General features: G+C 61.9%; 21 protein-coding genes. 10 read left to right on the top strand and 11 right to left on the bottom strand.

Annotation, left to right across the window (positions count from 1 at the left end; all coding sequences use genetic code 11):
- The first annotated feature begins 143 nt into the window (after positions 1 to 143).
- The 7 genes from ahcY (at position 144) to trxA (ending at position 13,908) form a co-directional block, all read left to right on the top strand.
- A complete protein-coding gene (gene ahcY, locus C5748_RS07075) occupies positions 144 to 1,544 on the top strand; it encodes an adenosylhomocysteinase (protein ID WP_105741227.1) in 1,401 nt (466 codons plus the stop codon).
- Positions 1,545 to 1,865: 321 nt separating this feature from the next.
- Positions 1,866 to 4,430: a PAS domain-containing sensor histidine kinase gene (locus tag C5748_RS07070; RefSeq protein WP_105741226.1), complete on the top strand. Its 2,565-nt coding sequence runs from the start codon at positions 1,866 to 1,868 to the stop codon at positions 4,428 to 4,430.
- A gap of 15 nt (positions 4,431 to 4,445) precedes the next feature.
- Positions 4,446 to 5,963 (top strand): tRNA (adenosine(37)-N6)-threonylcarbamoyltransferase complex ATPase subunit type 1 TsaE, encoded by a 1,518-nt coding sequence (tsaE, locus tag C5748_RS07065; protein WP_105741225.1) that lies wholly within the window; start codon positions 4,446 to 4,448, stop codon positions 5,961 to 5,963.
- A 20-nt stretch (positions 5,964 to 5,983) separates the two neighbouring features.
- Positions 5,984 to 6,736 (top strand): nucleotidyltransferase family protein, encoded by a 753-nt coding sequence (locus tag C5748_RS07060; protein WP_245428852.1) that lies wholly within the window; start codon positions 5,984 to 5,986, stop codon positions 6,734 to 6,736.
- Positions 6,736 to 9,870: a double-strand break repair protein AddB gene (addB, locus tag C5748_RS07055; protein ID WP_105741224.1), complete on the top strand. Its 3,135-nt coding sequence runs from the start codon at positions 6,736 to 6,738 to the stop codon at positions 9,868 to 9,870. The genes C5748_RS07060 and addB overlap by 1 nt, the downstream gene beginning before the upstream one ends.
- Complete coding sequence (gene addA / locus C5748_RS07050; protein ID WP_245428850.1) at positions 9,867 to 13,511, top strand: double-strand break repair helicase AddA; 3,645 nt, start codon at positions 9,867 to 9,869, stop codon at positions 13,509 to 13,511. Before addB ends, addA begins: the two co-directional genes overlap by 4 nt.
- Positions 13,512 to 13,584: 73 nt before the next feature.
- On the top strand, positions 13,585 to 13,908 hold the full coding sequence (gene trxA, locus C5748_RS07045; protein WP_105741385.1) for a thioredoxin: 324 nt from the start codon (positions 13,585 to 13,587) through the stop codon (positions 13,906 to 13,908).
- 114 nt (positions 13,909 to 14,022) lie between these two features.
- On the opposite strand, the gene C5748_RS07040 is transcribed toward trxA, so the two are convergent.
- The 11 genes from C5748_RS07040 to C5748_RS06990 form a co-directional block, all read right to left on the bottom strand.
- Positions 14,023 to 15,354, bottom strand: a complete 1,332-nt coding sequence (locus C5748_RS07040; RefSeq protein WP_105741223.1) for a bifunctional folylpolyglutamate synthase/dihydrofolate synthase — start codon at positions 15,352 to 15,354, stop codon at positions 14,023 to 14,025.
- Positions 15,355 to 15,358: 4 nt separating this feature from the next.
- The gene (accD, locus tag C5748_RS07035; protein ID WP_105741222.1) at positions 15,359 to 16,294 is read right to left on the bottom strand and encodes an acetyl-CoA carboxylase, carboxyltransferase subunit beta; all 936 of its coding nucleotides are present in this window, start codon (positions 16,292 to 16,294) and stop codon (positions 15,359 to 15,361) included.
- Positions 16,295 to 16,408: 114 nt separating this feature from the next.
- On the bottom strand, positions 16,409 to 17,248 hold the full coding sequence (gene trpA / locus C5748_RS07030) for a tryptophan synthase subunit alpha (RefSeq protein WP_105741221.1): 840 nt from the start codon (positions 17,246 to 17,248) through the stop codon (positions 16,409 to 16,411).
- The gene (locus C5748_RS07025) at positions 17,245 to 17,715 is read right to left on the bottom strand and encodes a hypothetical protein (protein ID WP_105741220.1); all 471 of its coding nucleotides are present in this window, start codon (positions 17,713 to 17,715) and stop codon (positions 17,245 to 17,247) included. Before C5748_RS07025 ends, trpA begins: the two co-directional genes overlap by 4 nt.
- 8 nt (positions 17,716 to 17,723) lie before the next feature.
- Positions 17,724 to 18,944, bottom strand: coding sequence for a tryptophan synthase subunit beta (trpB, locus tag C5748_RS07020; protein ID WP_105741384.1), 1,221 nt, complete (start codon positions 18,942 to 18,944; stop codon positions 17,724 to 17,726).
- 38 nt (positions 18,945 to 18,982) lie between these two features.
- The gene (locus tag C5748_RS07015) at positions 18,983 to 19,648 is read right to left on the bottom strand and encodes a phosphoribosylanthranilate isomerase (RefSeq protein WP_105741219.1); all 666 of its coding nucleotides are present in this window, start codon (positions 19,646 to 19,648) and stop codon (positions 18,983 to 18,985) included.
- A 53-nt stretch (positions 19,649 to 19,701) separates the two neighbouring features.
- The gene (locus C5748_RS07010; RefSeq protein ID WP_105741218.1) at positions 19,702 to 20,334 is read right to left on the bottom strand and encodes a YdcF family protein; all 633 of its coding nucleotides are present in this window, start codon (positions 20,332 to 20,334) and stop codon (positions 19,702 to 19,704) included.
- A complete protein-coding gene (locus tag C5748_RS07005; RefSeq protein ID WP_105741217.1) occupies positions 20,331 to 21,089 on the bottom strand; it encodes a M48 family metallopeptidase in 759 nt (252 codons plus the stop codon). Before C5748_RS07005 ends, C5748_RS07010 begins: the two co-directional genes overlap by 4 nt.
- Positions 21,090 to 21,196: 107 nt before the next feature.
- Complete coding sequence (locus tag C5748_RS07000) at positions 21,197 to 21,655, bottom strand: DUF2852 domain-containing protein (protein ID WP_105741216.1); 459 nt, start codon at positions 21,653 to 21,655, stop codon at positions 21,197 to 21,199.
- A gap of 111 nt (positions 21,656 to 21,766) precedes the next feature.
- The gene (locus tag C5748_RS06995; RefSeq protein ID WP_105741215.1) at positions 21,767 to 22,939 is read right to left on the bottom strand and encodes a benzoate/H(+) symporter BenE family transporter; all 1,173 of its coding nucleotides are present in this window, start codon (positions 22,937 to 22,939) and stop codon (positions 21,767 to 21,769) included.
- A gap of 4 nt (positions 22,940 to 22,943) precedes the next feature.
- Positions 22,944 to 23,732 (bottom strand): alpha/beta hydrolase, encoded by a 789-nt coding sequence (locus tag C5748_RS06990; RefSeq protein ID WP_105741214.1) that lies wholly within the window; start codon positions 23,730 to 23,732, stop codon positions 22,944 to 22,946.
- A 314-nt stretch (positions 23,733 to 24,046) separates the two neighbouring features.
- Here C5748_RS06990 and infC point away from each other — a divergent pair, with 314 nt between their 5' ends.
- The 3 genes from infC to rpmI all read left to right on the top strand — a co-directional run bounded on the left by infC (position 24,047) and on the right by rpmI (position 25,736).
- Positions 24,047 to 24,586: a translation initiation factor IF-3 gene (gene infC / locus C5748_RS06985; protein WP_105741213.1), complete on the top strand. Its 540-nt coding sequence runs from the start codon at positions 24,047 to 24,049 to the stop codon at positions 24,584 to 24,586.
- 144 nt (positions 24,587 to 24,730) lie between these two features.
- Positions 24,731 to 25,348 carry a methyltransferase family protein gene (locus C5748_RS06980; RefSeq protein WP_105741212.1) on the top strand — a complete coding sequence of 206 codons (618 nt, stop codon included), beginning with the start codon at positions 24,731 to 24,733 and terminating at the stop codon, positions 25,346 to 25,348.
- 187 nt (positions 25,349 to 25,535) lie between these two features.
- Positions 25,536 to 25,736, top strand: a complete 201-nt coding sequence (rpmI, locus tag C5748_RS06975; protein WP_105741211.1) for a 50S ribosomal protein L35 — start codon at positions 25,536 to 25,538, stop codon at positions 25,734 to 25,736.
- Positions 25,737 to 25,760: the final 24 nt, after the last annotated feature.

The following is a 25,760-nucleotide window of genomic DNA, read 5'->3' as shown; positions in this document are numbered from 1 at the left end:
TCTTTATGTCCCATTGTGCGTTTCTCCCCGATCTGCTACGCAACAGCAAAATCAAGGCCGATAATCGTGGTGGCGCATAAGCGCCGTCCGACCGGCGCCGATCTGTTGAATCGCCTGTTGAACTGTTCGAATTGGAGCACGAGATGACCACCAAACACGATTTTGTCGTCAAGGACATGAGCCTTGCCGATTGGGGCCGCAAGGAAATCGAGATTGCCGAAACCGAAATGCCGGGCCTGATGGCCTCGCGCGAGGAATTCGGCACGTCGAAGCCACTCAAGGGAGCGCGCATCTCGGGCTCGCTACACATGACCATTCAGACCGCCGTGCTGATCGAGACGCTGCAGGCGCTGGGTGCGGAGGTGCGCTGGGCATCCTGCAATATCTTCTCGACGCAGGACCACGCGGCGGCTGCGATTGCCGCCGCCGGCACGCCGGTTTTCGCCATCAAAGGCGAGACGCTCGAGGAATACTGGACCTATACCGACCAGATCTTCCAATGGCCGGATGGCCAGCCTTCCAACATGATCCTCGATGATGGCGGTGACGCCACCATGTACATCCTGATCGGCGCGCGCGCCGAAGCGGGCGAGGACGTGCTCTCCAATCCGGGCAACGAGGAGGAGGAAATTCTCTTCGCGCAGATCAAGAAGCGCATGGCCGAGACGCCCGGCTTTTTCACCAAGCAGCGTGACGCGATCAAGGGCGTGACGGAGGAAACCACCACCGGCGTCAACCGTCTCTACCAGTTGCAGAAGAAGGGCCTGCTGCCCTTCCCGGCGATCAACGTCAATGACAGCGTCACCAAGTCGAAATTCGACAACAAATATGGCTGTAAGGAATCATTGGTCGATGGCATCCGCCGTGGCACCGATGTGATGATGGCCGGCAAGGTCGCCGTCGTCTGCGGCTATGGCGATGTCGGCAAGGGTTCGGCCCAGTCGCTGCTGGGCGCCGGCGCCCGCGTCAAGGTCACGGAAGTCGATCCGATCTGCGCGCTGCAGGCCGCCATGGATGGCTTCGAAGTGGTCACGCTCGACGATGTCGCGCCGACCGCCGATATCATCATCACCACGACCGGCAACAAGGACGTCATCACGCTTGAGCATATGCGCAAGTTCAAGGATATGGCGATCGTCGGCAATATCGGCCATTTCGACAATGAGATTCAGGTCGCGGCGCTCCGCAATCTGAAATGGACCAATGTCAAGCCGCAGGTCGATCTGATCGAGTTCGCGGACGGCAAGCGTCTCATTCTGCTTTCCGAGGGACGCCTGCTCAATCTCGGCAATGCTACCGGCCATCCGAGCTTTGTCATGTCCGCCTCATTCACCAATCAGGTGCTGGCGCAGATCGAGCTTTATACCCGCCGCGAGAACTACAAGAACGAGGTCTATGTCCTGCCGAAGCACCTCGACGAGAAGGTCGCGCGCCTGCATCTGGCCAAGCTCGGCGCCAAACTGACCGTGCTTTCCGACGATCAGGCGTCCTATATCGGCGTCACTCCACAGGGCCCATACAAGCCTGAGCACTACAGATATTAACCACGTTTTAAATATCTACAACATATTGATGTCGGGTGGTTGACAAGCCGCCCGGCATTTATTTTTGCCCCGTGCCCGCTTCACGGCGATTCGCCATGAGAGTATTTTGAAGTGATTCGAGGGATCGGCGGCACTGATGAACGTGTCAGCGGATGGGGATGATTCTGCAACGCCGTACGTTCAAAAGGACGCACGTAGGGTCGTTGTTGATCATTGGATCTGCGCATCGCGCTTCCGAAAGCCGCAACTGGTTTTCGGGCCGATACGCTGGTGTAAGTCAGAGCCGTCTTGGCTGGAACAAGGCGGCGGAGAGGACAGGACATGCCAGACGATTGCCCTTCACGGGGCGTTTGGAATCATATTTCCGCGTTTGCGAGGACACGCGGAGCCCATCTGGTTTCCACGCATGGCAAGGCACTGCGGCGGCAGGCCTTGCGGACGAGCGTCGCCGCATCCGTCCTGTTGCCCGCCACCGCCGGATGGACGCAGACCGCCGAAGCATTCGGCAAGATCTCCACCCCTTTTGGCGCTTCGCTCGGGGCATTCGAAGTCATCCAATTCGCCATGTTCCTCGGCGCCATGGGCGCCGCCCTGCTTTCGGCTGGCTGGCTCATTCGCGACCGTGGCAAGATCGCCGGTGAAAATGCTGCGCTGCGGGCCAAATTCGCCGATTTGAGCCACGCCGCCCAGCGCAGCGAGGCGCTTCTCAATCTGAAGGACCAGCGGATCGTCGTCTGGGACGGAACCGATAGGAAACCCGAGGTGGTCGGCGCGCTGCCGGTGGAAAGCGGAGCGCCGCAGGATCGTGCCAATTTTCTTGCTTTCGGCCGTTGGCTGCGCGCCGGTTCGGTGACGGCGCTCGATCGTGCGGTCACCGCTCTGCGTGAGCGGGCACAATCCTTCGATCTCGTCGTTGAGACGGTGAACGGAACGCCGCTCGACGTGCAGGGCCGCACCTCAGGGAGCTATGCGATCACCCGCTTTGTCAGCCTTGAAGGCGTCCAGGCGGAACGGGCCGTTCTGAAGACGGAAAACCGCCAGCTTTCCGAAGCGATCGCCACATTGCGCGGGCTTCTCGACGCGCTTGATCTGACCGTGTGGACCCGCGATGCGCAGGGCCACCTCACCTGGGTCAACAAAGCTTACACCAGGGCTGTGGATGCGGCGGATGCCGCTGAAGTCATTGCGCAAGGGCATGAGCTTTTCGGCACCCAGGCGCGCCAGCGCATCGACCGCGAACGGGCGACCCAGGCCGGCTTCCACGACCGGCTTTCCACCGTGATCGGCGGTAACAGGCATATGTTCGAAGTAACGGATGTGGCAGGTAGCGCGGGCTCCGCCGGCGTTGCCGCCGATGTCAGCGAAATCGAGCAGGTGCGCGAGGAACTTCAGCGTACCGTGCGCAGCCATGCAGAGACACTCGACCAGCTCAATACCGCCGTCGCCATTTTCGATCCCGATATGAAGCTGCAGTTCTTCAACCAGGCTTTCGCCAAGCTCTGGACGCTCGATACGGCATTTCTCGAAACGCATCCGAGCAACGCCATGCTGCTCGATCGGCTGCGCAGCGACGGCAAACTGCCGGAACAGCCGGAATGGCGGCGCTGGAAGGATTCGGTGCTTTCGACCTATCGCGCCGTCGATCCGCAGGAGCATTGGTGGCATCTGCCCGACGGGCGCACCTTGCGCGTCGTTGCCAATCCGCATCCGAAGGGTGGCGTCACCTGGGTGTTCGAGAACCTGACGGAAAAATTCGACCTCGAAAGCCGTTATAATACGCTGATCAGGGTACAGGGCGAAACGCTCGACCATCTGGCGGAGGGCGTGGCGGTCTTCGGCTCGGACGGGCGCATCCGTCTTTCCAATTCGGCTTTCGCCTCGCTTTGGTCGCTGCCTGCCAATCTGACGGTCGAGGGAACGCATATCTCGGCGATCCGCACCATCTGCGAGACTGCTTCGGACCCTGTGCTATGGGAAAATTTCGTCGCCACGGTAACCGGCTTCGCCGACAAGCGCGAAGGCGAAGCAGGCCATCTGGAACTCGCGGCGGGCGTCATTTTGTCCTTCGCGCTGGTACCGCTGCCCAAGGGACAGACCATGATGACCTTCGTCGACGTGACCGACACGGTTCGCGTCGAACGTGCGCTGAAGGACAAGAACGAGGCGCTTGAGCTTGCCGATCAGCTCAAGAATGATTTCGTCCAGCACGTATCCTATGAACTTCGCTCACCGCTCACCAATATCATCGGCTTCACCGAACTCCTGCAGACGCCGGCCTTCGGCGAATTGAACGAGCGTCAGCGCGAATATCTCGATCATATCGGCACGTCGTCTTCGGTGCTGCTGACCATCGTCAACGATATTCTCGATCTCGCCACCGTCGATGCCGGCATCATGGAGCTGGACATCGACGATGTGCCGGTTACCGATACGGTTGCCGCTGCCGCCGATCGTGTCGGCGACCGCCTGCGCGAGCACAATATCTTCCTCAAGGTCGATCTCGCCCGCAACATCGGCTCTTTCCGGGGCGACGCCAACCGTGTCCGCCAGGTGCTGTTCAACCTGTTGAGCAATGCTGCGAATTATGCGCCCGAGGGATCGACGGTCCTGCTCACGGGCACGCGTGAAAATACAGAAATCGTCTTTTCCGTCCATGATGATGGACCGGGGATGCCGAAGGACGTGCTCGATACGGTGTTCAAGCGCTTCGAGCCGCGCAACAATGGCGGACGCCGTCGCGGTGCCGGCCTCGGCCTTTCCATCGTCAAGAGTTTCGTCGAGCTGCATGGCGGTTCGGTCGAGATCGATACGGCGGCAAACAGGGGCACCACCGTCATCTGCCGCTTTCCCGTCGAAGCCCGGACCTTCCGCGCCGCGGCCGAGTAAGGCAACCGTAGCCGCATGAGCACTTCAAAAATTTCGCTGGCTAACGAAGATGAGGCAATCAGGTTCGGTGAAGATTTCGCGCTGGCCCTGGCCAAAGGTGATCTGGTCGCATTTTCAGGCGATTTGGGTGCTGGAAAGTCCACTTTGGCGCGCGCGATCATTCGTACGCTGGCTAATGATAGCGCACTCGACGTGCCGAGTCCGACCTTCACCCTGGTCCAATCCTATCCCGATCTGCGCCTGCCCGTCGCCCATGCCGATCTCTACCGCCTGTCATCGGGCGCCGAACTGGACGAGCTCGGCCTCGACGAGGCGCTGGAGGAGGGCGTCGTGTTGGTCGAATGGCCCGAGCAGGCGCAAGGCACTCTCCCGGCGTCGGCTTTCGCGGTGAAGCTCTATCATGAAGGGGAGGGGCGCAAGCTTGTCATCGAGGCTGATGGTGAGCCGCAAAGGCGATTGGCACGGTCGCTGGCAATCCGACGCTTCCTCGACCGCAGCGGGCGAAAGGACGCCGCGCGCCGCTATTTCCTCGGTGATGCCTCGCCGCGCGGCTACGAGACCGTCACCGGAGCGCATGGCATCGAAATGCTGATGAACGCGCCGCCGATGCCTTACGACCCGCCGGTCAAGAACGGCAGGCCCTATCGCCAGATCGCGCATCTGGCCGAAAACGTCTTCGCCTTCGTCGGCATGGACCGGCTGTTGCGGGCGAAAGGTTTCCATGCGCCCGAGATATTGGCCGAAGATCTCGATAACGGTCTTCTGCTGATCGAGCATATGGGAAGCAATGGCGTGCTCGACGCCGAGGGCCGGCCGATCGCCGAGCGCTATGAGGCCTGCGCGCGGCTCCTTGCGCATGTCCACCAGGCGGAATGGCCGCGGCAGACGCCGGTTGCGGAGGCGATCGTCCACACCATTCCCGATTTCGACCGCGACGCGATGATGATCGAGGTGGAGCTGCTGAGCGCATGGTATGCGCCGCGAATGACGGGAAGGCCGCTCGACGATGCCGGGAAAACCTCTTTCGAAGCGGCGTGGGATGAAGTGTTCGCGCATCTCGACGGTGCGGAAAAAAGCCTGACCTTAAGGGATTTCCATTCGCCCAATATCATCTGGCGCGATACCGCTGAGGGCTTCGACCGGATCGGCCTGATCGATTTTCAGGACGCGATGATCGGTCCCGCCGCCTATGATCTGGCTTCCTTGGCGCAGGATGCGCGGGTGGCGATCGAGCCCGAGCTGGAAGCCCGACTTTTCCAGGCCTATTGCGATGAGCGGCGGAAACTCGGCGGCACTTTCGATGAGGAAGAATTCCGTGCCGCCTATTCGATCATGTCGGCGCAGCGTAATTCCAAGATCCTCGGCATCTTCGTCCGGCTCGATCAACGCGACGGCAAGCCATATTATCTGAAGCACCTGCCGCGCATTCGCGCCTATCTCCAGCGTTCGCTCACCCATCCGGTGCTCGCCCCCGTGCGGATGTGGTATGAGGAAAACGGTCTGCTGCGCGACCCCGAATCAGGGCGCGGCTAAACAATATTGACGAGGTGAACATGACGGCTGGCACATCCATTCCGCAGGCAGCGATGGTTCTGGCGGCGGGGCTGGGCAAGCGTATGCGGCCGATCACCGACACCATTCCAAAGCCGCTCATTCCCGTGGCGGGCAAGCCGCTGATCGATTGGGGGTTGGACGCATTGACGGCTGCCGGTGTGCGGAAAGCAGTGGTCAATGTGCACTATCTCGCCGATCAGATGGAAGCGCATCTGAAAAACCGGAGTCAGCCGCAAATTGTCATTTCCGACGAACGCGGACAATTGCTGGATTCGGCGGGCGGTATCGTCAGGGCCTTGCCGCATCTGGGGTCAGAGCCGTTTCTCATTATCAATGCCGATACGTTCTGGATCGATGGCGCGACTTCCAATCTGCGTCGTCTCGCCGCCCGATGGGATGAAAGCCGCATGGATATTCTGCTCATGGTGGCAGCGCTATTCCAGGTCTCCGGCTATGGCGGGCACGGCGACTTCGTTATGGTGCAAGACGGACGGCTCATGCGCCTCAGCGACATCGCCGGTTTTGATTTGAGCGATGCCGCCAGCTTGCCCTTCATTTATGCCGGTGCCGCGATTGTCCACCCCAGGATTTTCGCGAACGCTACAGGCGGCCCGGAATCGCTCAACCGCTATTTCGACCGCGCCATTGCGGAAAACCGCCTGCATGGCATGCAGATGGATGGCCTCTGGCTCACCGTCGGCACGCCGGATGCTATTCGTGAAGCGGAGGCCGTGCTTGCGGCAAAGGTGTGATGGCAAAACGGTCGCCCCGCCTGTTCTCGATCGCACCGGGGGCGCCATTCCTGCCGACGCTTGTCCGCGCGCTCCTTGACGGGACGCTGATCCCAAATTTTCCGGGAAAGACCGATGACCCGCTGGCGCTGTCGTCTGCCACTATCTATGTACCGACGCGCCGCGCCGCCCGCACTTTGCGCTCGCTGCTGGTCGAAATGAATCCGGCTAAATCAGCGATCCTGCCGACGATCCGCCCGCTCGGCGATGTCGACGAGGATGCGGCGATCTTCGATGCCGACCCCAGAGGTTTTCTCGACCTTGCGCCAGCGATCGGCGGCGCGGAACGGCTGCTGCTTCTGGCGCGGCTGGTGTGTCCTTGGCGGGAAAGTTTGCCGGCTCATGTTCGTGCGCTTTTCGGCAATGAGGATGTGGCGGTTCCCGCCACCACCGCCGATGCCATATGGCTTGCCCGCGATCTGGCCGATCTGATGGACCAGGTCGAGACGGAGGGCGCAAGCTGGACGGAACTCGCCGCGATCACCCCCGACGAACTCGCCGACTGGTGGCGCGTGACGCTCGGCTTCCTCGATATCGTCACCCGCCTCTGGCCGGAGATTCTCACGGAGCGGCAGCGCTCCAATCCTTCCGCCCATCGCAACCGGCTGATCGCGCTCGAAGCGGAGCGATTGCGCTGCCATCCGCCCGCGGGTCCTGTCATTGCCGCCGGCTCGACCGGCTCCATTCCGGCGACGGCGGAGCTCATCTCGGTCATCGCCGGTCTGCCCAACGGGGCGGTGGTGCTGCCGGGCCTCGACCGCGATCTCGATGCGGCCGCCTGGAACATATTGAATGAGGTCGAAGCCAATCCCTCGACCTTTGGCCACCCGCAATTCGGCCTGCGTAAGCTGATTGCCCATGTCGGCGGCCTGCGCGGAGATGTCGTGCATCTGGGCATGCCGGCAGAAAAACGGATGCGGGAGCGCATCGTCAGCGAAGCGCTACGCCCCGCCGAGACGACCGACGCCTGGGGCAGCCTGACGCTCGATCCGGCACAACGCACCAGCGCAATGCGCGATCTCGCGCTGATCGAGGCGGCAAACGAGCGCGAGGAGGCGCTGGCCGTCGCCGTGGCGCTGCGCCATGCGATCGAGCAGCCGGACCGTACGGCGGCGCTGGTGACGGCGGACCGCGATCTCGCCCGGCGCGTTTCGGCGGAGCTTGCCCGGTTCGATATCGAGGCGGATGATTCCGGCGGCCGCGCGCTGCGCGATACCGAGCCGGCGACGCTGTTCCGCTTGGCTCTCGAGACGGTTTTCAATCCCGGCGATCCCGTCGCGCTGCTGGCATTGGCGAAACACCCGCTGGTCAGCGTCGGCAAGGAGAGGGCGCAAATCCGCAGTGCGGCGGAAACGCTGGAGCTTGTCGCCTTTCGCGGCGGGACAGGCAGGGCTTCTGTTGCCGATCTGCCCGCATTCTTCGACCGACGGGTCGAGGAAAGCGCTGCCCTGCATTATCGCCCCGCCTGGCATGAGACTGTCAGCGCGCCAATGATCGCCGAAGCCCGCGCGCTCTGCGTGGCGCTGTCTGAGGCCGTCGCACCGCTAGGTCGTTTGGCAGGGACCGACGGACAAGTCGACATGGCGACAATCATTCGTGCCAGCGTCGAGGCACTGGAAAACCTGGCGCGCGACGAAAAAGGCGCTGTTGCATCGCTCTATCAAGGCGAGGCGGGCGAGAAGCTCGCTTCCTTCCTGCGCAATCTGGTGGCGGCGGAGTCCGGCCTCGATTTCGATATCAGGGAATGGCCTGCCATCGCCGATGCGCTGATCTCGGGCGAGACGGTCAAGCCGCGTCCGGGCGGCCATCCGCGCCTGTTCATCTGGGGTGCGCTGGAAGCTCGTCTCCAGACGGTCGATACCATCGTCATCGGCGGGCTGAACGAGGGCACATGGCCGGGCAAGACCCGCAACGATCCCTTCATGTCGCGCCCGATGAAGGCGGCCATCGCGCTGGAGCCGCCGGAGCGGCGCACCGGCCTTGCCGCGCATGATTTCCAGATGGCGCTCGGCATGGATCGCGTCGTGCTGTCGCGTGCTCAGCGCTCCGCCAATGCGCCGACCGTGCCGTCGCGCTGGCTGCAGCGGCTGGAAACGGTGCTCGGCCAAGACGAGACCAATGCGATGCGGGGCAGGGGAGTGCGCTATCTCCACTGGGCGCGCGAGCTGGATGCCGCGCCCGACGTGCCCTTCGTCAAACGGCCGGAGCCCGCGCCGCCACTTTCCGCCAGACCGAAGCATTTCTCGGTGACGGAAATCGAAACGCTCAGGCGCGATCCCTACGCCATCTTCGCCAAGAAGATTTTGCGGCTGCGCCCGCTCGAACCGCTGATCCGCGATCCGGCAGCGGCCGAGCGCGGCACGCTGTTCCACGATATTCTCGGCGCCTTCACGCAAGCCGGGATTGATCCCAACGGGCAGGACGCCCAAGCCGCGTTGTTCGACATGGCAAGGCGCTTCTTTGCCGCCGCCGCCCTGCCGGCCGAGATCGAGGCGGTCTGGTGGCCGCGCTTTGCAGCACTTGTACCGGAATTCCTGCGATGGGAGCAGGATCGTGCCCATGCGGTGGCTGAACGCCATGCCGAAATCGCCTCGCGGGCGCTGGAGGTGGATGGCCGGGGCGTCACCCTTTCGGGCCGCGCCGACCGAATCGATCTGATGCGCAATCACACAGCCGAGATCATCGATTACAAGACCGGCTCCACCCCGTCGCGACGCCAGGCGCATGTCCTGCTTTCGCCGCAACTGGCGCTGGAAGCAGCCCTTCTGGCGCGCGGCGCCTTCCGCGAGACGGGGGAGGTTCCGGCATCGGACCTCCTCTATGTGCGCCTGCGCGGCAATGGCGCGGTCGAACCGGAATCGATCCTGACGCTCGGCGGCAAGGCCAAAAGCGAAAAGACCGCGCCTGAGATCGGCGAGGAAGCATGGCGGCGCTTAAGCGAGCTGCTTGGCGAATATGCCGAGCCTGAAAAGGGCTATCTCTCCCGCGCGCTGCCGTTCCGCGAGACCGATCTGACCGGCGATTACGATCATCTCGCCCGGGTGCTCGAATGGTCGGCGGGCGGCGGCAATGACAACGGGGGGGGCGGCGAATGAAGAAGCTTCCGCCTATTCCGCAGGAAACGCTTGCCGCCCAGGCGCGCGCCGCCAATCCGCACGATTCCGTCTGGGTTTCGGCCAATGCCGGCTCGGGCAAGACCCATGTTCTGACCGAGCGCGTCATCCGCCTGCTTCTCGAAGGCGCCGATCCGTCGAAGATCCTTTGCCTGACCTATACCAAGGCGGCGGCGGCGGTCATGCAGAACCGCGTCTTCAAACGCCTTTCCGAATGGGCGATCCTGTCCGATGCGGCGCTTACCGAAAAGCTCGTCCAGATCGAGGGTCGGCAACCGGGTAGCGCGCGTCTTGCGGCCGCGCGCCGGCTTTTCGCGCGCGCGCTGGAGACGCCGGGCGGCCTCAAGATCCAGACTATCCACGCCTTTTGCGAGGCGATCCTGCACCAGTTTCCGCTCGAGGCGAATATCGCTGGCCATTTCGAGCTGATGGACGATCTGATGCAGGTGGCGCTGGTAGGAGAGGCGAGGCGGCAACTGCTGGAGAGGGCCCGTACTCCCCACCCGTCATTCTCGGGCTTGTCCCGAGAATCTGCAACGCAGGAAAGAAAAGCGACTACCGTCCTGACAGATCAGATCGCCGCAGATGCTCGGGACAAGCCCGAGAATGACGGCCCGAGGATTTCGAATGACGGCCAGAGGGAACTCGCCAGGGCCTTTGCCGATGTGCTGAGCGCTGCCGGTGAAATGGGCTTGCAAACGCTGCTCGACGAAGCAATCAACCGCCGCCATGCCCTCCAGCATTTCATCCGCGAAGTCGGCGGCAATGAAATCCGCCAGCCCCTGTTCTATGCCGCCTTCGGCTTTACCGGCGATGAGCGGGAGGAGGATATTCTGGGGAGGGTCTGGCCGATGCCGGAATTTTCCGATGTCGTGCTCGATAGAATCCTCGCCATCCCGAAAGGCGCTTCGCGCGCCCAGGATTTCGCCCTGCAATTGCGCCAGATGAAGAAGGCTTCGACGACGATCGACCGGGAGGAAATCCTGCGCCTTGCCTTCCTGAAATCGACGGGCGAGCCGAAGGCGGGCAGCTATGTCGCCTCGAAACCGGTGACGGCAATCCTGCCGGATTTCGAGGAAATTTTTGATCGCGTGGCGGCACGCGTTCATGAAGCGCTCGACCGGTTGAAGCAGTTGCGCCTTATCCGGCTCAATCTCTCCGCCTTCGTGCTGATCGATGATCTCCTGACGCGCTATCAGGCGATGAAGCGCAGCCGCGGCCTTCTCGATTTCGACGATCTCATCACGCGCACCGTCTCGCTTCTCGCGCGTGAAGGGGCAGGCCATTGGGTGCAATACAAGCTCGACCGCGGCATCGATCATATTCTGGTCGATGAGGCGCAGGATACGAGCCCGGATCAGTGGCAGGTCGTTCGCATGCTGTCGGCGGAGTTCTTCTCCGGATCCGGCCAGCGCGACGTCAGGCGCACGCTCTTCGCGGTGGGCGACGAGAAGCAGTCGATCTACTCCTTTCAAGGCGCGGTGCCGGAGGATTTCGCCGCCTCGGGCAAGGCGGTGGCGCAAAAGGCGCGTGCGGCGGAACTGACCTTCGAGGGCGTCAACCTCAACTTCTCCTTCCGCTCCACTCCCGATGTGCTTTCCGCCGTCGATCTCGTCTTCGAGCGACCGGAAGCCTATCGCGGCCTTGGCCTTGAGCCGGGACCGACGCAGCATGATGCGATCCGTCGCGACGCGCCGGGGGAGGTCGAGATATGGGATATGCTGACGCCGCAGGCCGTCGAGGAGCCGGAAGACTGGCGCTTGGCCGTAGATCATCTTGCTGCCCCCGCCGTCAGGCTTGCCAAGCAGATCGCCGCGACCATCCGGCACTGGATCGACAAGGGCGAGATCATCCCAGGCCAGCGGCGCAAGCTCGAGCCGCGCGATATCATGGTTCTGGTCAGGAAGCGCGATCAGTTCATGCCCGCTTTGTCGCGAGAGCTGAAACAATGCGGCGTGCCGGTTGCAGGCGCCGACCGGCTGAAACTCACCGACCATATCGCCGTCAAGGATCTCATGGCGCTCGGCCGCTTCGTGCTTCAGCCCTCCGATGATTTGTCGCTGGCAGCGCTTTTGAAGAGCCCGCTTTTCGGCTGGGATGACGACGGGCTGTTCGCGCTCGCCCATTCACGTCCCGGGTCGCAGACGCTGTTCGAACGCATGGGGCACGAAGCGCGCAATGATCCGGCGCTTGTCGCAACGCACGAAACCTTGCGGCGCTGGCGGGCCCAGGCCGATACCATGCCTGTATTCGAATTCTATGCCCGCATTCTCGGTGCCGATGGCGCGCGGCGTAAGCTTCTGGCGCGGCTCGGCCCCGAAGCCGGCGATGTCGTCGACGAATTCCAGAATTATGCGCTGGCCACTGAGCGGACCGGCCTGCCTGGCCTTCAGGCCTTTCTCGAAACGCTCGATGCGGCGACGCCCGAGATCAAGCGCGAGCTCGACCAGAACCGCGACGAGATCCGCATCATGACCGTCCATGCCGCCAAGGGCCTGGAAGCGCCGGTGGTCTTCCTCGTCGATCCGGGAAGCGCTGCATGGACGGCGAACCGCGCGCCGAAGCTCATTCCTTTCGACATGAAAGAACCGGAGGGCTGGGAGGGCAGGGGCTTCGTCTGGCAGCCCAATGGCGGATATGAAACCGCCTTCACCGCCGCCCGGATCGCTGAACTCAAGCGCCGTTCCGAGGAGGAATATCGCCGCCTGCTCTATGTCGGCATGACGCGGGCCGAGGACCGGCTGATCATCGCAGGCTATCGCGGCGTGCGCGACGGCGGCGAGACCTGGCATCGTCTGGTTGCCGATGCCCTGACGGAAAAATGCCAGTTGATCGATCATCCGGTCGAGGGTGTGGTGGCGCGGCGCTACCGCAAGACCGAGCCGGGCGAGATCGTGATCACGGCAAAGGATGAGGCTGCCGCGCCAGGGCCAGATCCCTTGCCGGATAATTACCGCCACGCCATGCTGTCCGAGCCGGGCCTGCCGCGCCCGCTCTCGCCATCGGGCGCGTCGGTGCTGATCGAAACCGGCGACGAAAGGCCGGTCGGACCGGGCTCGCCTGTGCTGGCTCCGGATGAGGCCGCGCCGGGCTTTGCGATCAGGCGCGGCACCGTCATCCACGCTCTGTTGCAGCGCCTGCCTGATCTGCCGGCGGAGGAAAGACGAGTGGTAGCGGAGCGTTATCTCGCGCACGCCGCCGGCGACTGGCCGGAAGCGGAACGGGAGAAGGCGCTTGCTTCGGTCTTCGCCGTGCTCGACGATCCGGCTTTTTCGCCGGTTTTCGCCAGGGGTTCACGCGCCGAAGTCGAGATCATGGGAACGCTGGCGCTGCGCGGCAAGGAGCATGCGGTTTCCGGCAAGATTGACCGCCTTGCGGTCGAAAATGGGCGAATCACCATCATCGACTACAAGACGAATCGCCCCGCCCCGCGCGATCTCGGCCACGTTCCGGACGCTTATATCGCGCAGCTTGCACTCTACCGTGCCCTGCTCCGGCCGCTCTATCCGGATCTGCCCGTCGAGGCGGCGCTGCTCTTCACCGAAGGGCCGCATATCGTGCCCATTCCCGCTGAGGCGATGGACAACGCCGTTGCCGCTCTTGAACGCCTCGCGCACTCGTGAGAAACAGAAGCTTGACGCGCGCGATAAGACTCACCACATGATGCGCAACATGTTCATCGAAAAGGAAAGCCTGATGGCAACCGTAAAGATCGACAACAGCAATTTTCAATCCGATGTGCTTCAGTCCAGTGAGCCTGTCGTGGTGGATTTCTGGGCGGAATGGTGCGGCCCTTGCAAGATGATCGCGCCTGCCCTCGAGGAAATCGCGTCGGAGATGGCTGGTCGGATCAAGATCGCCAAGATCAATATCGACGAGAACCCGGAACTCGCCGCCCAGTTCGGCGTGCGCTCGATCCCGACGCTTCTCATGTTCAAGGATGGTGAACTCGCCGCCAATATGGTCGGCGCCGCGCCGAAAAGCCGCCTGTCCGACTGGATCAAGACTTCGGTTGCGTAATTGCGCATTGCAGCGCCGTGCGTGCTTTAGGACGCACGATGCTGCAGTTGATTTTAAAAAGCCCAGTTTCATTCGACTGGGCTTTTTGTATTTCAGAGAGATTTTTGCTGGTTTTCAGCTCGGCGGCGTTCCGTTTTCCGCCAGAACGTCGCCTGCAAGATAGAGCGAACCGCCGATGAGGATGCGCGGCGGGATATCGTTGGGGTCCCAGGTGTCGCGCAGAAGCTTCAAGGCGTTCTCCACCGAATGGACCGGCTCGGCGGAAATGCCCGCCTCTTCCGCCGCCACGGCCAGGGCCTCATGGGAGATTCCTGCGTCGCTGGAGTGTATGGGCACGGTGAAGACATGCCGCGCCATGCCGGTGAAAGCTTTGAAATAGCCCACCGGATCCTTGGTGTTGATCATGCCCGTGATCAGGAACAGCGGTCGCGACGAGCGTTCTTCCAGCTCGGCGAAAGCCTCGGCGATGACGACGCCTGCCCCCGGATTATGCCCGCCATCGAGCCAGATTTCTGCATCAGGCACCGCCACATCGACGAGCCGCCCATGGGTGAGGCGCTGCATCCGCGCCGGCCAGTCCACCACGGTCATGGCTTTTTCGACGGCGCGATCGGGAATGGTGAAGCCGGCGACGCGTACCGCCTCGATTGCGGCGGCGGCATTGGAAAGCTGGTGGCGTCCGACAAGGCGCGGCAGCGGCAGATCGATCAGGCCGGTCTCGTCCTGATAGACCATGCGGCCATGTTCCTCATAGGCAAAATAGTCCTGCCCATAGATGGAAAGCGGACAGCCGAGCCGTTCGGCGGTTTCCATCATCACCATGCGCGCGGCATCATTTTCCTGAAAACCGATCACGACAGGGCAACCGCGCTTGATGATGCCCGCCTTCTCCGCCGCGATCAGCTCGATCCTGTCGCCCAGATAGGATTGATGGTCGAGCGAGACCGGCATGATCAGCGTGACCGCGGGTTCGGGAATGACATTGGTGGCGTCGTACCGGCCGCCGAGCCCCACTTCGAGGATCACCGCATCGGCGGGATGCTCGGAGAAGAGGACGAAGGTAACGGCGGTGAGGATTTCGAACACGGTGATCGGCCGGCCGGCATTGGCTTCCGCCACGCGCGACACAGCCTCGACCAGCACGTCGTCGCGCACCAGTTGGCCAGCCCCGGGTTCCCCGATGCGGTAGCGCTCATGCCAGCGCACCAGATGCGGCGAAGTATGGACATGCACGGTCAACCCGGCGCATTCGAGCAGCGCGCGCGCGAAGGCGCTAGCCGATCCCTTGCCGTTGGTCCCCGCCACATGGATGACGGGCGGCAGTTTCAGATGTGGATTGCCCAAAGCATCCAGAAGCCGCGCGATGCGGTCGAGCGACAGGTCGAATCCCCGGGGGTGCAGACCGAGAAGCCGCTCGATTTCCTGTTCGGCGGTTTTCAAAGCCATGATATCAGGCGGCGGCGCTGTCAGCCGTCAGATCCGGCGTGTTGTCTTGGACAGTCTCGGCCTCTTCCTCCGCCATTTCGGGTGCCGTCGCCGGCTGTTTCATCATCATCTTGAGAAGCCGCGCGACGGTCGCCTTCATCTCCAGACGCGAGACGACCATGTCGACCATGCCGTGCTCCATCAGATATTCGGCGGTCTGGAAGCGCTCGGGCAGCTTTTCGCGGATTGTCTGCTCGATGACGCGCGCGCCGGCAAAGCCGATCATCGCGCCCGGCTCGGCGATATGCACGTCGCCCAGCATGGCATAGGAAGCCGAAACGCCGCCCGTGGTCGGATTGGTCAGGACGACGATATAGGGCAGGCCCGCTTCTTTGAGCATTTCCACCGCCACCGTCGTGCGGGGAAGCTGCATCAGCGACAGGATGCCCTCCTGCATCCGCGCGCCGCCGGAGGCCGAAAACAGCACCATGGGACGTTTCTGTTCGATGGCCGTCTCGAAGCCTTTGATGATCGCCTCGCCGGCCGCCATGCCGAGCGAGCCGCCCATGAAGCCGAATTCATGGATGGTGGCAACGATCGGCAGGTCCTCGATCGTGCCAAGGGCATTGATGATGGTGTCGTCGAGGCCGGTGCGCGCGCGATAATCCTTCAGACGGTCGATATAGCGCTTCTCATCGCGGAATTTCAGCGGATCGACGGGAACCTTGACGCCTTCCAGCACCTCATATTTGCCATCATCGAAGAAGAAACGCAGACGATCCTTGGCCGGAATCCGCATATGATGGCCGGAAGCGGGGATCACCCACTGATTGCTCTCCAGATCCTTGTGGAACACCATCTCGCCGGTCTCCGGATCCTTGATCCAGAGATTTTCCGGCATTTCGCGGCGGCCGAGCATCGAATTGATCTTGGGCCGGACGTAGTTCGTGATCCAGTTCATGATCTCGCTTCCGTTTTTCTAAAAGCAAGTCCAGGAAAAGTGTGAAGCGGTTTTCCGTCCGGACTTGCGTAAAATAAACTTAAGAGCGGGAACCGCTCTGATGAATTTAAGCGCTTATTCGGCCGCCGCAAGGCGCGCGGCGCGAATCCCGGTGGAAAGGCCGCGAACCATGGTCGCGACCGCCTCCGCCGGATCGGCGACGAGCGAGCCGTCGGGCCGGATCGTGTTGGCGACGGCGTTGACGATGGCCGTACCGACGACGACGCCGTCAGCCGAGGCGCCGATGATCTTCGCCTGCTCGGCGGTCTTGACCCCGAAGCCGACGCAGACGGGAAGTGCCGTATGCGCCTTGATGCGGCTCACCGCACCTGCCACTTTCGACGTATCGGGCAGCGCCGATCCGGTGATGCCGGTCATCGAAACGTAATAGACGAAGCCGGAGGTATTCTCGAGCACCTTGGGCAGGCGCTTCTCGTCTGTCGTCGGCGTCGCCAGCCGGATGAAGTTCATACCGGCCTTCAATGCTGGAATGCAGAGTTCCTCGTCCATCTCCGGCGGCAGGTCGACGATGATCAGGCCGTCGACACCGGCCTGCACCGCTTCTTCCAGAAAACGCTCGACGCCATGGATATAGATCGGATTGTAATAGCCCATCATCACCACAGGCGTGGTGTCGTCGCTCTCACGGAATTCCGCAGCCATGGCCAGTGTCTTGACCAATGTCTGTCCGCTTTTGAGCGCGCGCAGCCCTGCCGCCTGAATGGCCGGGCCATCGGCCATGGGATCGGAGAACGGCACGCCGAGTTCGATGATGTCGGCACCCGCCTCCGGCAGCGCCTTCATGATCCTCAGCGAGGTTTCGTAATCCGGATCGCCGGCCATGAAATAGGTGACGAGCGCCGGACGCCCCTCCTGCTTCAATGCGGCGAATTTCTTGTCGATACGTGTGGTCATACTGTGCCCCGTGGCATGGTGCGCGTCAGATAGTCGGTGATGGATTTTCCGGACATCGCCGTGTCCATCCATGCGCGCCGTTCAAAGTCGATGATTGCCAATTCCCAGACGCAGGCCATGAGCAGGGGTTCGGCCGGGATGAAGTCCGCATCGCCGCCGAGCTTCGATCGCCAGAGCATCTGTGTGGCGATGTCGCCCTCGATCCACCAGTGAAGAAGCAGCCAAAGCCCTTCCTGTCCTTGGTGGAGAATCGCAAACCCTGCACCGAGATGCCGGGTTTGCGCCAGCTTTCCGCCTGCTGCTTCAATCAGCGCGCGCGCCTTGTCGATCGCAGCTGGCGCGATCGGCTTTGCCGGATCGGCCTCGATAAGGCTGAGCTTGATGCTTGCCGGGCCGCAGTCCACAAGGCCGTCGAACCATGCGGCGCGCGGCTGATAGGCGGATATTTCGGGAACCGGTTGGCTCATGGTCGCAATCAAATCTCCATGCCGAGCATCTGCCCGACGGTGTGCACGTCCTTGTCGCCACGACCGGACAAATTGACGATCATGACCTGATCCTTGCCCATTTCAGGCGCAAGCTTGACGGCATAGGCGATGGCGTGGGCGGATTCGAGCGCCGGAATGATGCCCTCGACGCGCGTGGTGAGCTGGAAGGCGTCGAGCGCTTCCGTGTCGAGGATCGGCACATAGGAAACCCGGCCCGTATCGCGCAGCCAGGAATGCTCCGGGCCGACGCCGGGATAATCGAGTCCGGCCGAAATCGAATGGCCTTCGAGGATCTGGCCGTCTTCGTCCTGTAAAAGATAGGTGCGGTTGCCGTGCAGCACACCCGGACTTCCGGCATTCATCGAGGCACAATGCTCGTCACCGTCGAGGCCATGCCCGCCGGCTTCGACGCCGTAGATTTTCACGTCCTTGTCGTCGAGGAATGGATGGAAAAGGCCGATGGCATTGGAGCCGCCGCCGACAGCCGCGACAAGCGCATCGGGCAGGCGGCCTTCTTGTTCGAGGATCTGCTGGCGCGCTTCCGCGCCGATGACCGACTGGAAATCGCGGACGAGCTCGGGATAGGGATGCGGGCCCGCCGCTGTGCCGATCAGATAATAGGTATCCTCGACATTGGTGACCCAGTCGCGCAGCGCCTCGTTCATTGCGTCCTTCAGCGTGCCGTTTCCGGCGCTGACCGGCTTTACCTCGGCGCCGAGCAGCTTCATCCGGAAGACATTGGGCTTCTGCCGCTCCACGTCGGTCGCACCCATATAGACGACGCAGGGCAGGCCGAAGCGCGCGGCGACCGTGGCCGACGCCACGCCATGCTGGCCGGCGCCCGTCTCGGCGATGATGCGCGTCTTGCCCATGCGCTTGGCGAGCAGGATCTGGCCGAGGCAATTGTTGATCTTGTGGCTGCCGGTATGGTTCAGATCTTCGCGCTTGAAATAGATCTTCGCGCCGCCCAGATGCTTGGTCAGGCCCTCGGCGTAATAGAGCTTCGACGGCCGGCCGGCATAATGGGTCGAAAGATCCTGCAGCTCCGCCTTGAATTGCGGGTCGTTCTTGGCGGAATCATAGGCCTCCTGCAATTCGAGGATCAGCGGCATCAAGGTTTCGGCCACGAAACGTCCGCCGAATATGCCGAACATGCCCTCTTCGTCAGGACCCGTCTTGAATGAGTTTGGTTCAGCCGGCTTGTTCAACGTTCGCTCCATTATATCAAGGCCGATTTCAGCCCATTTCAGGCTGCGCCCGACATCGTGTTCGTTGCCGCGCGCACCGCCTGGAAGAATTCCCCTATCAGGCGCACATCCTTCTCGCCCGGTGCGATTTCCACGCCCGACGAGATATCGACCGCAGGCGCATTCGTTGCCTTGAGCGCCTCAGTGATATTGCCCGCATTCAGCCCACCCGAAAGCATGTAATCGACATCGCCGTCAAGCATTGCCAGCACGCGCCAATCGAAGGAAACGCCATTGCCGCCGGGCAGCTCCGAGCCCTTGGGCGGCTTCGCGTCGAAGAGTAGCCGGTCGGCGATGCCCTGATACGGCGTGATCGCGGCAAGGTCCGTCGCTTCTCGGATGGAGAAAGCTTTCATGACGGGCAGATGATAGCGCGCCTTGATATCGGCTGTCCGCTCGGGCGTCTCGTGCCCGTGCAGCTGGAGCATGTCGGGGCGCACCGCCTTGACGATCGCATCGAGCGTTGCATCATCGGCGTCGACCGTGACGGCGACGGCCTTTGCCCGGCCTTCCGCGGCCGTCCGCAGCCGGCCTGCGGTCTCGGGGTCGATATTGCGCGGGCTCTTGGTGAAGAAAATGAAGCCGATATGCGACGCGCCGCAGTTAAGCGCGGCAGCGATTGTATCAGGCGTTTTCAAGCCGCATATTTTGATATCGAGAGCCATGGTCTGCCACGTCGCATAATTTGCCCGAGGAGTCGAGCATTTCACGGGTAAACCTAGCCCGGATGTTCGTCAAAACCATGTTCAACGAGAAAATCATAGGCCGCCATTACCTCCGGCGGAATGTCCTGCGGGATCTGGAAACCTTTCGCCGGATATTCGAGAATGCGCTTGAGGTCGCCGACCATTTCGTGGACCAGTTTTTCGAACGGATAGGCGGCGGTCGGCTGCTCCTCGAAACCGGTTGGCGGCGCGCTGATCAGCGCCTCGACCTCTGGCCATTGCCTGGCGACGGTGGCAAGCACCCGGCGCTGCGTCTGCGGCTTGGTGACGATGATGACGCTCATGGCGCTGTCCCCCAGGAGACCATGCGTGAACCGGATATTCTCGCCGATATTCGTCGCTTCCGGCTCAATTCTGATCGCCGCGCGTGGCACACCTTCGGCAATCGCGGCATCAGCGAATGTTTCCGCCTCGCTTTTCTCATAAAGGCCTTCGGTCCAGTTGCCGGACTTGCCGGTAAAGACCAGAAGCGGCGAAAATCCGGCTTGAAACAATGATGCGGCGCGTTTTGCCACGCGCAGATCATAGCTGCCGAGGCCGATGATCGCATCGGCCGGCCGCAATTCGTCATGAACCAGATGGAAATTCCACAGCGTGCGCGCCGCGTCATGAATGGTGCCGTTCATGAGAAATCGATTGCCTGCAGGGCGCTGCCATTGCGCTTCAGCCAGGCTTTGCAACGGTCCGTGTCGGGGCATAGTTCCCGGCACAGCTTCCAGAATTCCGGGCCATGGTTCATTTCGATGAGATGCGCCACCTCATGCGCAACGAGATAGTTGATCACAGGGGGAGGCGCCATGGCGATGCGCCAGGAGAAGGAGAGTACGCCGTCGGTGGTACATGATCCCCAGCGGCTCTTGGTATCCTTGTAGCGGACCACTTTGGCGCGCCTGCCGACTGTCGCCGTGTGGCGGGCGACCAGCGCTTCCATCTCGTGCTTGGCCTCGCGCTTGAGAAAATCGGCGATGCGCCGCGACAGATGCAGCCTGTCGCCATAGATCACCAGCGTCGGCGCGCCGTCTTCGCCTGTTATCATCTCGGCCATGCCGCGTCCCGGCTCATGCACGATCAGATGCGGCACGCCGCGTATCGGGATCTTGATGCCCGGGCGCACCGTCGGACGATCCGGCAGCTTGGCGATGCGGGCTTCGATCCAGCCTTCATGGCGGGAAAGAAAGCGCTCGACTTCACGCGCAGGCAGCCCCGGCGGAATGGTGACGCGCAGGCCCTTGCCGCCCGCTTCGATGCGCAGCGTCAGCCGCGTCGCGCGTGGATTTTCGACCACCCGCAACGGCAAGGTGCGGCCCGCCACCTCATAGGCGCGGTCGCTCGTGACTTGAGGAGTCTTTTTCGGCGCGGCACGAAACAGGGACAGGACCATGGGAGGAACAATAAATGATTCGCGGAAGATTGTAGCTGGAGGGCAAAAACAGAGACGGCGCGGAATATTCCGCGCCGTCTCCAGTTTTAAATCAAATAAGGCGTCCGTTATTCGACATCGGTGACGTCGGAACCGGACTTGCGGGCAGGAGTCTTCTTGCCGGCGCTACGGCGTTCGGCCATGAAGCGGTCGAATTCCTCCTTGTCCTTGGCACGGCGCAGTTCGCTCGCATAGGCCTCGAAATCGGCACGGGCCTCATCGAGCTTGCGGCGCTCTTCGGCGAGTCGTTCCAGTTCCTTGCCGCGCCATTCGTCGAAGGCGGCATTGCCGGTCGAAGACGATGCACCGGAAAATGCTGTGCCGGCGGTGCCGCAGCTACGACGGAAACCTTTGAACATGCCGTCCGTCGCGTCATTCACGTCGCGCTTGAAGCCTTCGAGACGGTCGCCCCAGATGATGTAGGCGAGCATGGCGAGCCCGAGTGGCCAATAGACGACGAAGCCGAGGATCATCAGCGCGATGGTAGCCGGCGTCCAGGCCGGGCGGATCAATGCGGAAGTGTTCATTTCAACCCCGTTTGCAATCAAGAGCCGGCCCCTATTGGCCGCTTGAATATCGAATTGGTGAATGAATTATGGCTTTTCAAGAAGGGATTGTACGATTTCTGGTCGCGCTTATCAGGCCGATTGCTTCCGTTTCACGGTTGCTGCTGCTCTTTTGCCATGTTCGAGCGCCGCGACGGCGAGGCCGGCGACCAGTGCCCAGAAGGCGGAGCCGATACCGCCGACCGTGATGCCGGAGGCGGTGACGGCGAAAGTGACGATTGCCGCCAGCCGCTCGTCTTCAGTCTTCAGCGCCAGCACCATGGCGTTGATGAACGGGGCGATGAGCGCCAGCCCGGCGATCAGCACGATCAGCACGACCGGAAGCACGGCGAAGAGAGCCACAAGCGACGCACCGAAGATGGCGAAGATCAGATAGCACAGGCCATAGGCGGGGCCGGTCAGCCAGCGCCGCTTCGCATCGGGATGCGCGTCCGGTCCGGTGCAGAGCGCCGCCGATATCGCCGCCATATTGGTGGTATGCGCCCCGAAAGGCGCGATCAGAAGCGACAGGAGACCCGTCACCTGTAGGCAGGGGCCGGTCGGCGGCTCGTAGCCCGCCGCGCGCAGCACGGCGAAACCCGGCAGGTTCTGCGAGGCCATCGTGACGAGATAAAGCGGCAGCGCCAGGCCGATGATCGCGTTTGCGCGGAAAACCGGGCTGATCCAGGTCAGCGTCGAGAGTTCGGGTGCCGGGAGCTCCGGCACACGGCCCGCCGCGAGCGCGAAGATGATACCGGCAAAGAGCACCGTCAGCACGGCCATCGCCGGATTGAACAGCCGGATGATGAAGAACAGCGCCACCAGCGGCAGGACCAGCACCGGGTCGACCGGCAGCGTCTTCGCCGCGCCGATGACGAAGCTCATCAGGATGCCGGCCAGCATGCCCGACGCGACGGAGGCCGGAATGCGCGACACCAGCGTCGAGATCGGCTTGACCAGCCCTGTTATGATGATGGCGATCGCGGTGACGATGAATGCGCCGACAGCCTCCTGCATCGTGAATCCAACGCTCGCGCCGATCAGCGCCAGCCCCGGCGTCGACCATGCGGTGATGATCGGCATCCTGTAGCGCCAACTCAGCCAGACCGAGGACGCCGCCAGGGCAAGACAGAGTGCCGTGACCCAGCTCGCGGTTTCGGCCTGGGTCGCCCCCAGCGCCTGCGCCGCGGCGATGATGAGAGCCAATGTGCCGCCGAAGCCGACGAAGGCGGCAACGCTGGCGGAAGCGATCACGGAAAGGCGCATGATGTCAGTTTCCGGGTTGTGATGAAGCGATGCGCTCGCCGAGCGCTGAAACAGTCAGGGTGAGAAGCTCGAGATCCTGCGGTCGCGACAGGCGATGATCGCCGTCGCGCACCAGCGTCAGCGTCACATCGTCCATCGGCAGGTGCTCGACGAGCGTGAGCGCGTGGCGATAGGGCACATCGGCGTCTTCCATGCCCTGCAGGATGTGAACCGGGCAGCCGGTCTCGATGATGCCTTTCAGCACCAGGTTCCGGCGGCCATCCTCGATCAATGCCCGCGTATAGACATAAGGGTTGGGCGAATAGTCCGACGGCTTCTCGAAAGAGCCCTTTTCGGCGAGGTCACGCCGCTGGCCGTCGGTCATTTGCGGCTCGACCAGCGCAACGGTGAAATCCGGAGCCGGCGCGATCAGGACGATGCCGGCGGGCGCGTTGCCGGATCCGCGCAATTCCTGCGCCATGCGCAGCGCGATCCATGCCCCCATGGAGGAGCCGATCAATATCTGCGGACCCGAGGCAAAGCGGCGATAGACCGCGAGGCTTTCGTCCAGCCAGCGCGAGATGGTGCCGTCATTAAAATCACCGCCGGACTGGCCGTGGCCGGAATAATCGTGGCGCAGGCAGGCATGGCCCGTCTCCGCCGCCCATTGATCGAGATGCAACGCCTTGCCGCCCATCATGTCGGAACGGTAGCCGCCGAGCCAGACGATGCCGGGCGCCGTGTTCCCCGGACGATGCTGCACGGCGATCCTTACCCCGTTCACATCAAGGAAATCCGGTGCTGCAGCGTCCATCGATCGTCTCCTCTTCTTGCTGCGGATATGCTTTCCGCCCCTGTGCCTGCTTGTGCCATGCATTTGGCTGGCTTGAAAACCCTCGATCCGGCCTGATGGCGCGCTGCGGACTTGAAATGCCTAGTATAGTGACCGATATTTCACTTATCGCGGGCAAATGAGAGGTTTCGCTCGCGGGGGTGATTTCTCGTCAGAAAGATGCTATTGACATCCGCGCCTGCTTGGCGACATCTCCGCCGAGAGCGCGGTTATGTGTCAGGCATGACCATGTGGGATAAAGAATACCAAGTGAAACAGTTCAGGAGATAACGACCATTCGCCGACCGTTCAGAGCGGCGCCGGTCCAGAAAGACGGACCGCGCTCCAACCGAGATATCCGGGTTCCCCGGGTTCAGCTTATCGATGCCGAAGGTCAAAACCACGGCGACGTCACCATTCAGGAAGCCTTAGCGCTTGCCGAGGAGGCGGGGCTCGATCTCGTCGAGATCGTGCCGAACGCCGAGCCTCCGGTGTGCAAGATCGTCGATCTCGGCAAGCTGAAATACCAGAACCAGAAAAAAGCCGCCGAAGCGCGTAAGAAGCAGAAGACGGTCGAGATCAAGGAAATCAAGATGCGGCCGAACATCGACACCCATGATTATGAGGTGAAGATGAAGGCTGCCGGGCGCTTCTTCGAGGAAGGCGACAAGGTCAAGTTCACGCTGCGCTTCCGTGGCCGCGAAATGGCCCACCAGGAACTCGGCATGAAGCTCCTGGATCGCGTCAAGGAGGACACCGTGGAGATCGCCAAGGTCGAGGCCGAGCCGCGTCTCGAAGGCCGCCAGATGATGATGGTGCTTGCACCGCGTCAATAATCCGGCTGGCAGCATACCTTCCGAAAAGCCGCCCTTGGGCGGCTTTTTTGTTGCCTGTGGGAGATTTGGCGGTTTCGCCACAAATTGCCCATGAAGTGCGCCAAGAAGCGGCAATTATCAATTTTATCGGCGGGGAATTCCAGCATGCGCACATTGAGTGATATGGGCCGGTTCCAACAGCGCAGGCGCATCGTTATTGCCCTGCTGATCGGACTTATGGTTTTCGCGCTCCTGTTCGTGCGTGCGGTAGGGCAGGACAACGCGTTCCATGAATATGTGGAAGTATTCGGGCTTAGCTTCATCGTGCTCGCCATTGTCGGGCGTATGTGGTGCACACTTTATATAGGTGGGCGCAAGAGCGCCGAAATTGTCCGTTATGGCCCGTACTCCGTCAGCCGCAATCCGCTCTATGTCTTCAGTACGATTGGTGCGGCCGGCATCGGCGCGATGACCGGAAGCGTTACTATCACCCTGGGTTTCGCGGTGCTTTGCTATTTCGCCTTCTTGGTGGTGATCCGCGCCGAGGAAGGCTATCTGGAAAAGACCTTCGGCGAAAGCTACCGCACCTATCTGGCCGAAGTGCCCCGCTTCTTCCCGCGCTTTTCGCTGTTCTCGGACCGTGCCGAGCTGACGGTGAAGCCTGACAGAATCTACCGCACCCTTTTCGACGGCCTCGTATTCTTCATCGCCTATCCCTTCTTCGAGTTCGTCGAGTATCTTCAGGGAGTGCATATCCTGCCCGTTCTGCTGCGGCTTTATTGACAGCGCGGACGCGTTCATCCCTTGCATTTCTCCGGCTTTGTGCCTATAAGGCCGCGTTCGAACCGCCCGGCAGGGCATGCCGTGGCGGTTTCTTATGCTTTTCGGGCTTTGGTCGGCTCGGAACAGTAAAAACAAGAGGTGTGGAGTTCCGAAGGAACGACAGGGACCTCAAAAAAGGAGTAGCAAAATGCCCAAGATGAAGACCAAATCTTCTGCCAAGAAGCGGTTCAAGATCACCGCCACCGGCAAAGTCAAGGCCGCTGCCGCCGGCAAACGCCATGGCATGATCAAGCGCTCGAACAAGTTCATTCGCGATGCACGCGGCACGATGGTTCTCGCAGAACCCGATGCCAAGATCGTGAAGAAGTTCCTGCCGAACGGCCTTTGAGCCGAACCTAGATTTAAGGAGATC

This window comes from Phyllobacterium phragmitis (assembly GCF_002980495.1).
GTDB classification, from domain to species: domain Bacteria; phylum Pseudomonadota; class Alphaproteobacteria; order Rhizobiales; family Rhizobiaceae; genus Paramesorhizobium; species Paramesorhizobium phragmitis.
Note: the sequence above shows the minus strand (reverse complement) of the source record. Positions and strands in the feature narration are given on the sequence as shown.

What these genes read in the sequence shown, in the direction of transcription:
- ahcY (WP_105741227.1), top strand. Translation starts at nt 144, where the DNA reads ATGACCACCAAACACGATTTTGTCGTCAAGGACATGAGCCTTGCCGAT.
- C5748_RS07070 (WP_105741226.1), top strand. Translation starts at nt 1,866, where the DNA reads ATGCCAGACGATTGCCCTTCACGGGGCGTTTGGAATCATATTTCCGCG.
- tsaE (WP_105741225.1), top strand. Translation starts at nt 4,446, where the DNA reads ATGAGCACTTCAAAAATTTCGCTGGCTAACGAAGATGAGGCAATCAGG.
- C5748_RS07060 (WP_245428852.1), top strand. Translation starts at nt 5,984, where the DNA reads ATGACGGCTGGCACATCCATTCCGCAGGCAGCGATGGTTCTGGCGGCG.
- addB (WP_105741224.1), top strand. Translation starts at nt 6,736, where the DNA reads ATGGCAAAACGGTCGCCCCGCCTGTTCTCGATCGCACCGGGGGCGCCA.
- addA (WP_245428850.1), top strand. Translation starts at nt 9,867, where the DNA reads ATGAAGAAGCTTCCGCCTATTCCGCAGGAAACGCTTGCCGCCCAGGCG.
- trxA (WP_105741385.1), top strand. Translation starts at nt 13,585, where the DNA reads ATGGCAACCGTAAAGATCGACAACAGCAATTTTCAATCCGATGTGCTT.
- C5748_RS07040 (WP_105741223.1), bottom strand. Translation starts at nt 15,354, where the DNA reads ATGGCTTTGAAAACCGCCGAACAGGAAATCGAGCGGCTTCTCGGTCTG.
- accD (WP_105741222.1), bottom strand. Translation starts at nt 16,294, where the DNA reads ATGAACTGGATCACGAACTACGTCCGGCCCAAGATCAATTCGATGCTC.
- trpA (WP_105741221.1), bottom strand. Translation starts at nt 17,248, where the DNA reads ATGACCACACGTATCGACAAGAAATTCGCCGCATTGAAGCAGGAGGGG.
- C5748_RS07025 (WP_105741220.1), bottom strand. Translation starts at nt 17,715, where the DNA reads ATGAGCCAACCGGTTCCCGAAATATCCGCCTATCAGCCGCGCGCCGCA.
- C5748_RS07015 (WP_105741219.1), bottom strand. Translation starts at nt 19,648, where the DNA reads ATGGCTCTCGATATCAAAATATGCGGCTTGAAAACGCCTGATACAATC.
- C5748_RS07010 (WP_105741218.1), bottom strand. Translation starts at nt 20,334, where the DNA reads ATGAACGGCACCATTCATGACGCGGCGCGCACGCTGTGGAATTTCCAT.
- C5748_RS07005 (WP_105741217.1), bottom strand. Translation starts at nt 21,089, where the DNA reads ATGGTCCTGTCCCTGTTTCGTGCCGCGCCGAAAAAGACTCCTCAAGTC.
- C5748_RS07000 (WP_105741216.1), bottom strand. Translation starts at nt 21,655, where the DNA reads ATGAACACTTCCGCATTGATCCGCCCGGCCTGGACGCCGGCTACCATC.
- C5748_RS06995 (WP_105741215.1), bottom strand. Translation starts at nt 22,939, where the DNA reads ATGCGCCTTTCCGTGATCGCTTCCGCCAGCGTTGCCGCCTTCGTCGGC.
- C5748_RS06990 (WP_105741214.1), bottom strand. Translation starts at nt 23,732, where the DNA reads ATGGACGCTGCAGCACCGGATTTCCTTGATGTGAACGGGGTAAGGATC.
- C5748_RS06980 (WP_105741212.1), top strand. Translation starts at nt 24,731, where the DNA reads ATGCGCACATTGAGTGATATGGGCCGGTTCCAACAGCGCAGGCGCATC.
- rpmI (WP_105741211.1), top strand. Translation starts at nt 25,536, where the DNA reads ATGCCCAAGATGAAGACCAAATCTTCTGCCAAGAAGCGGTTCAAGATC.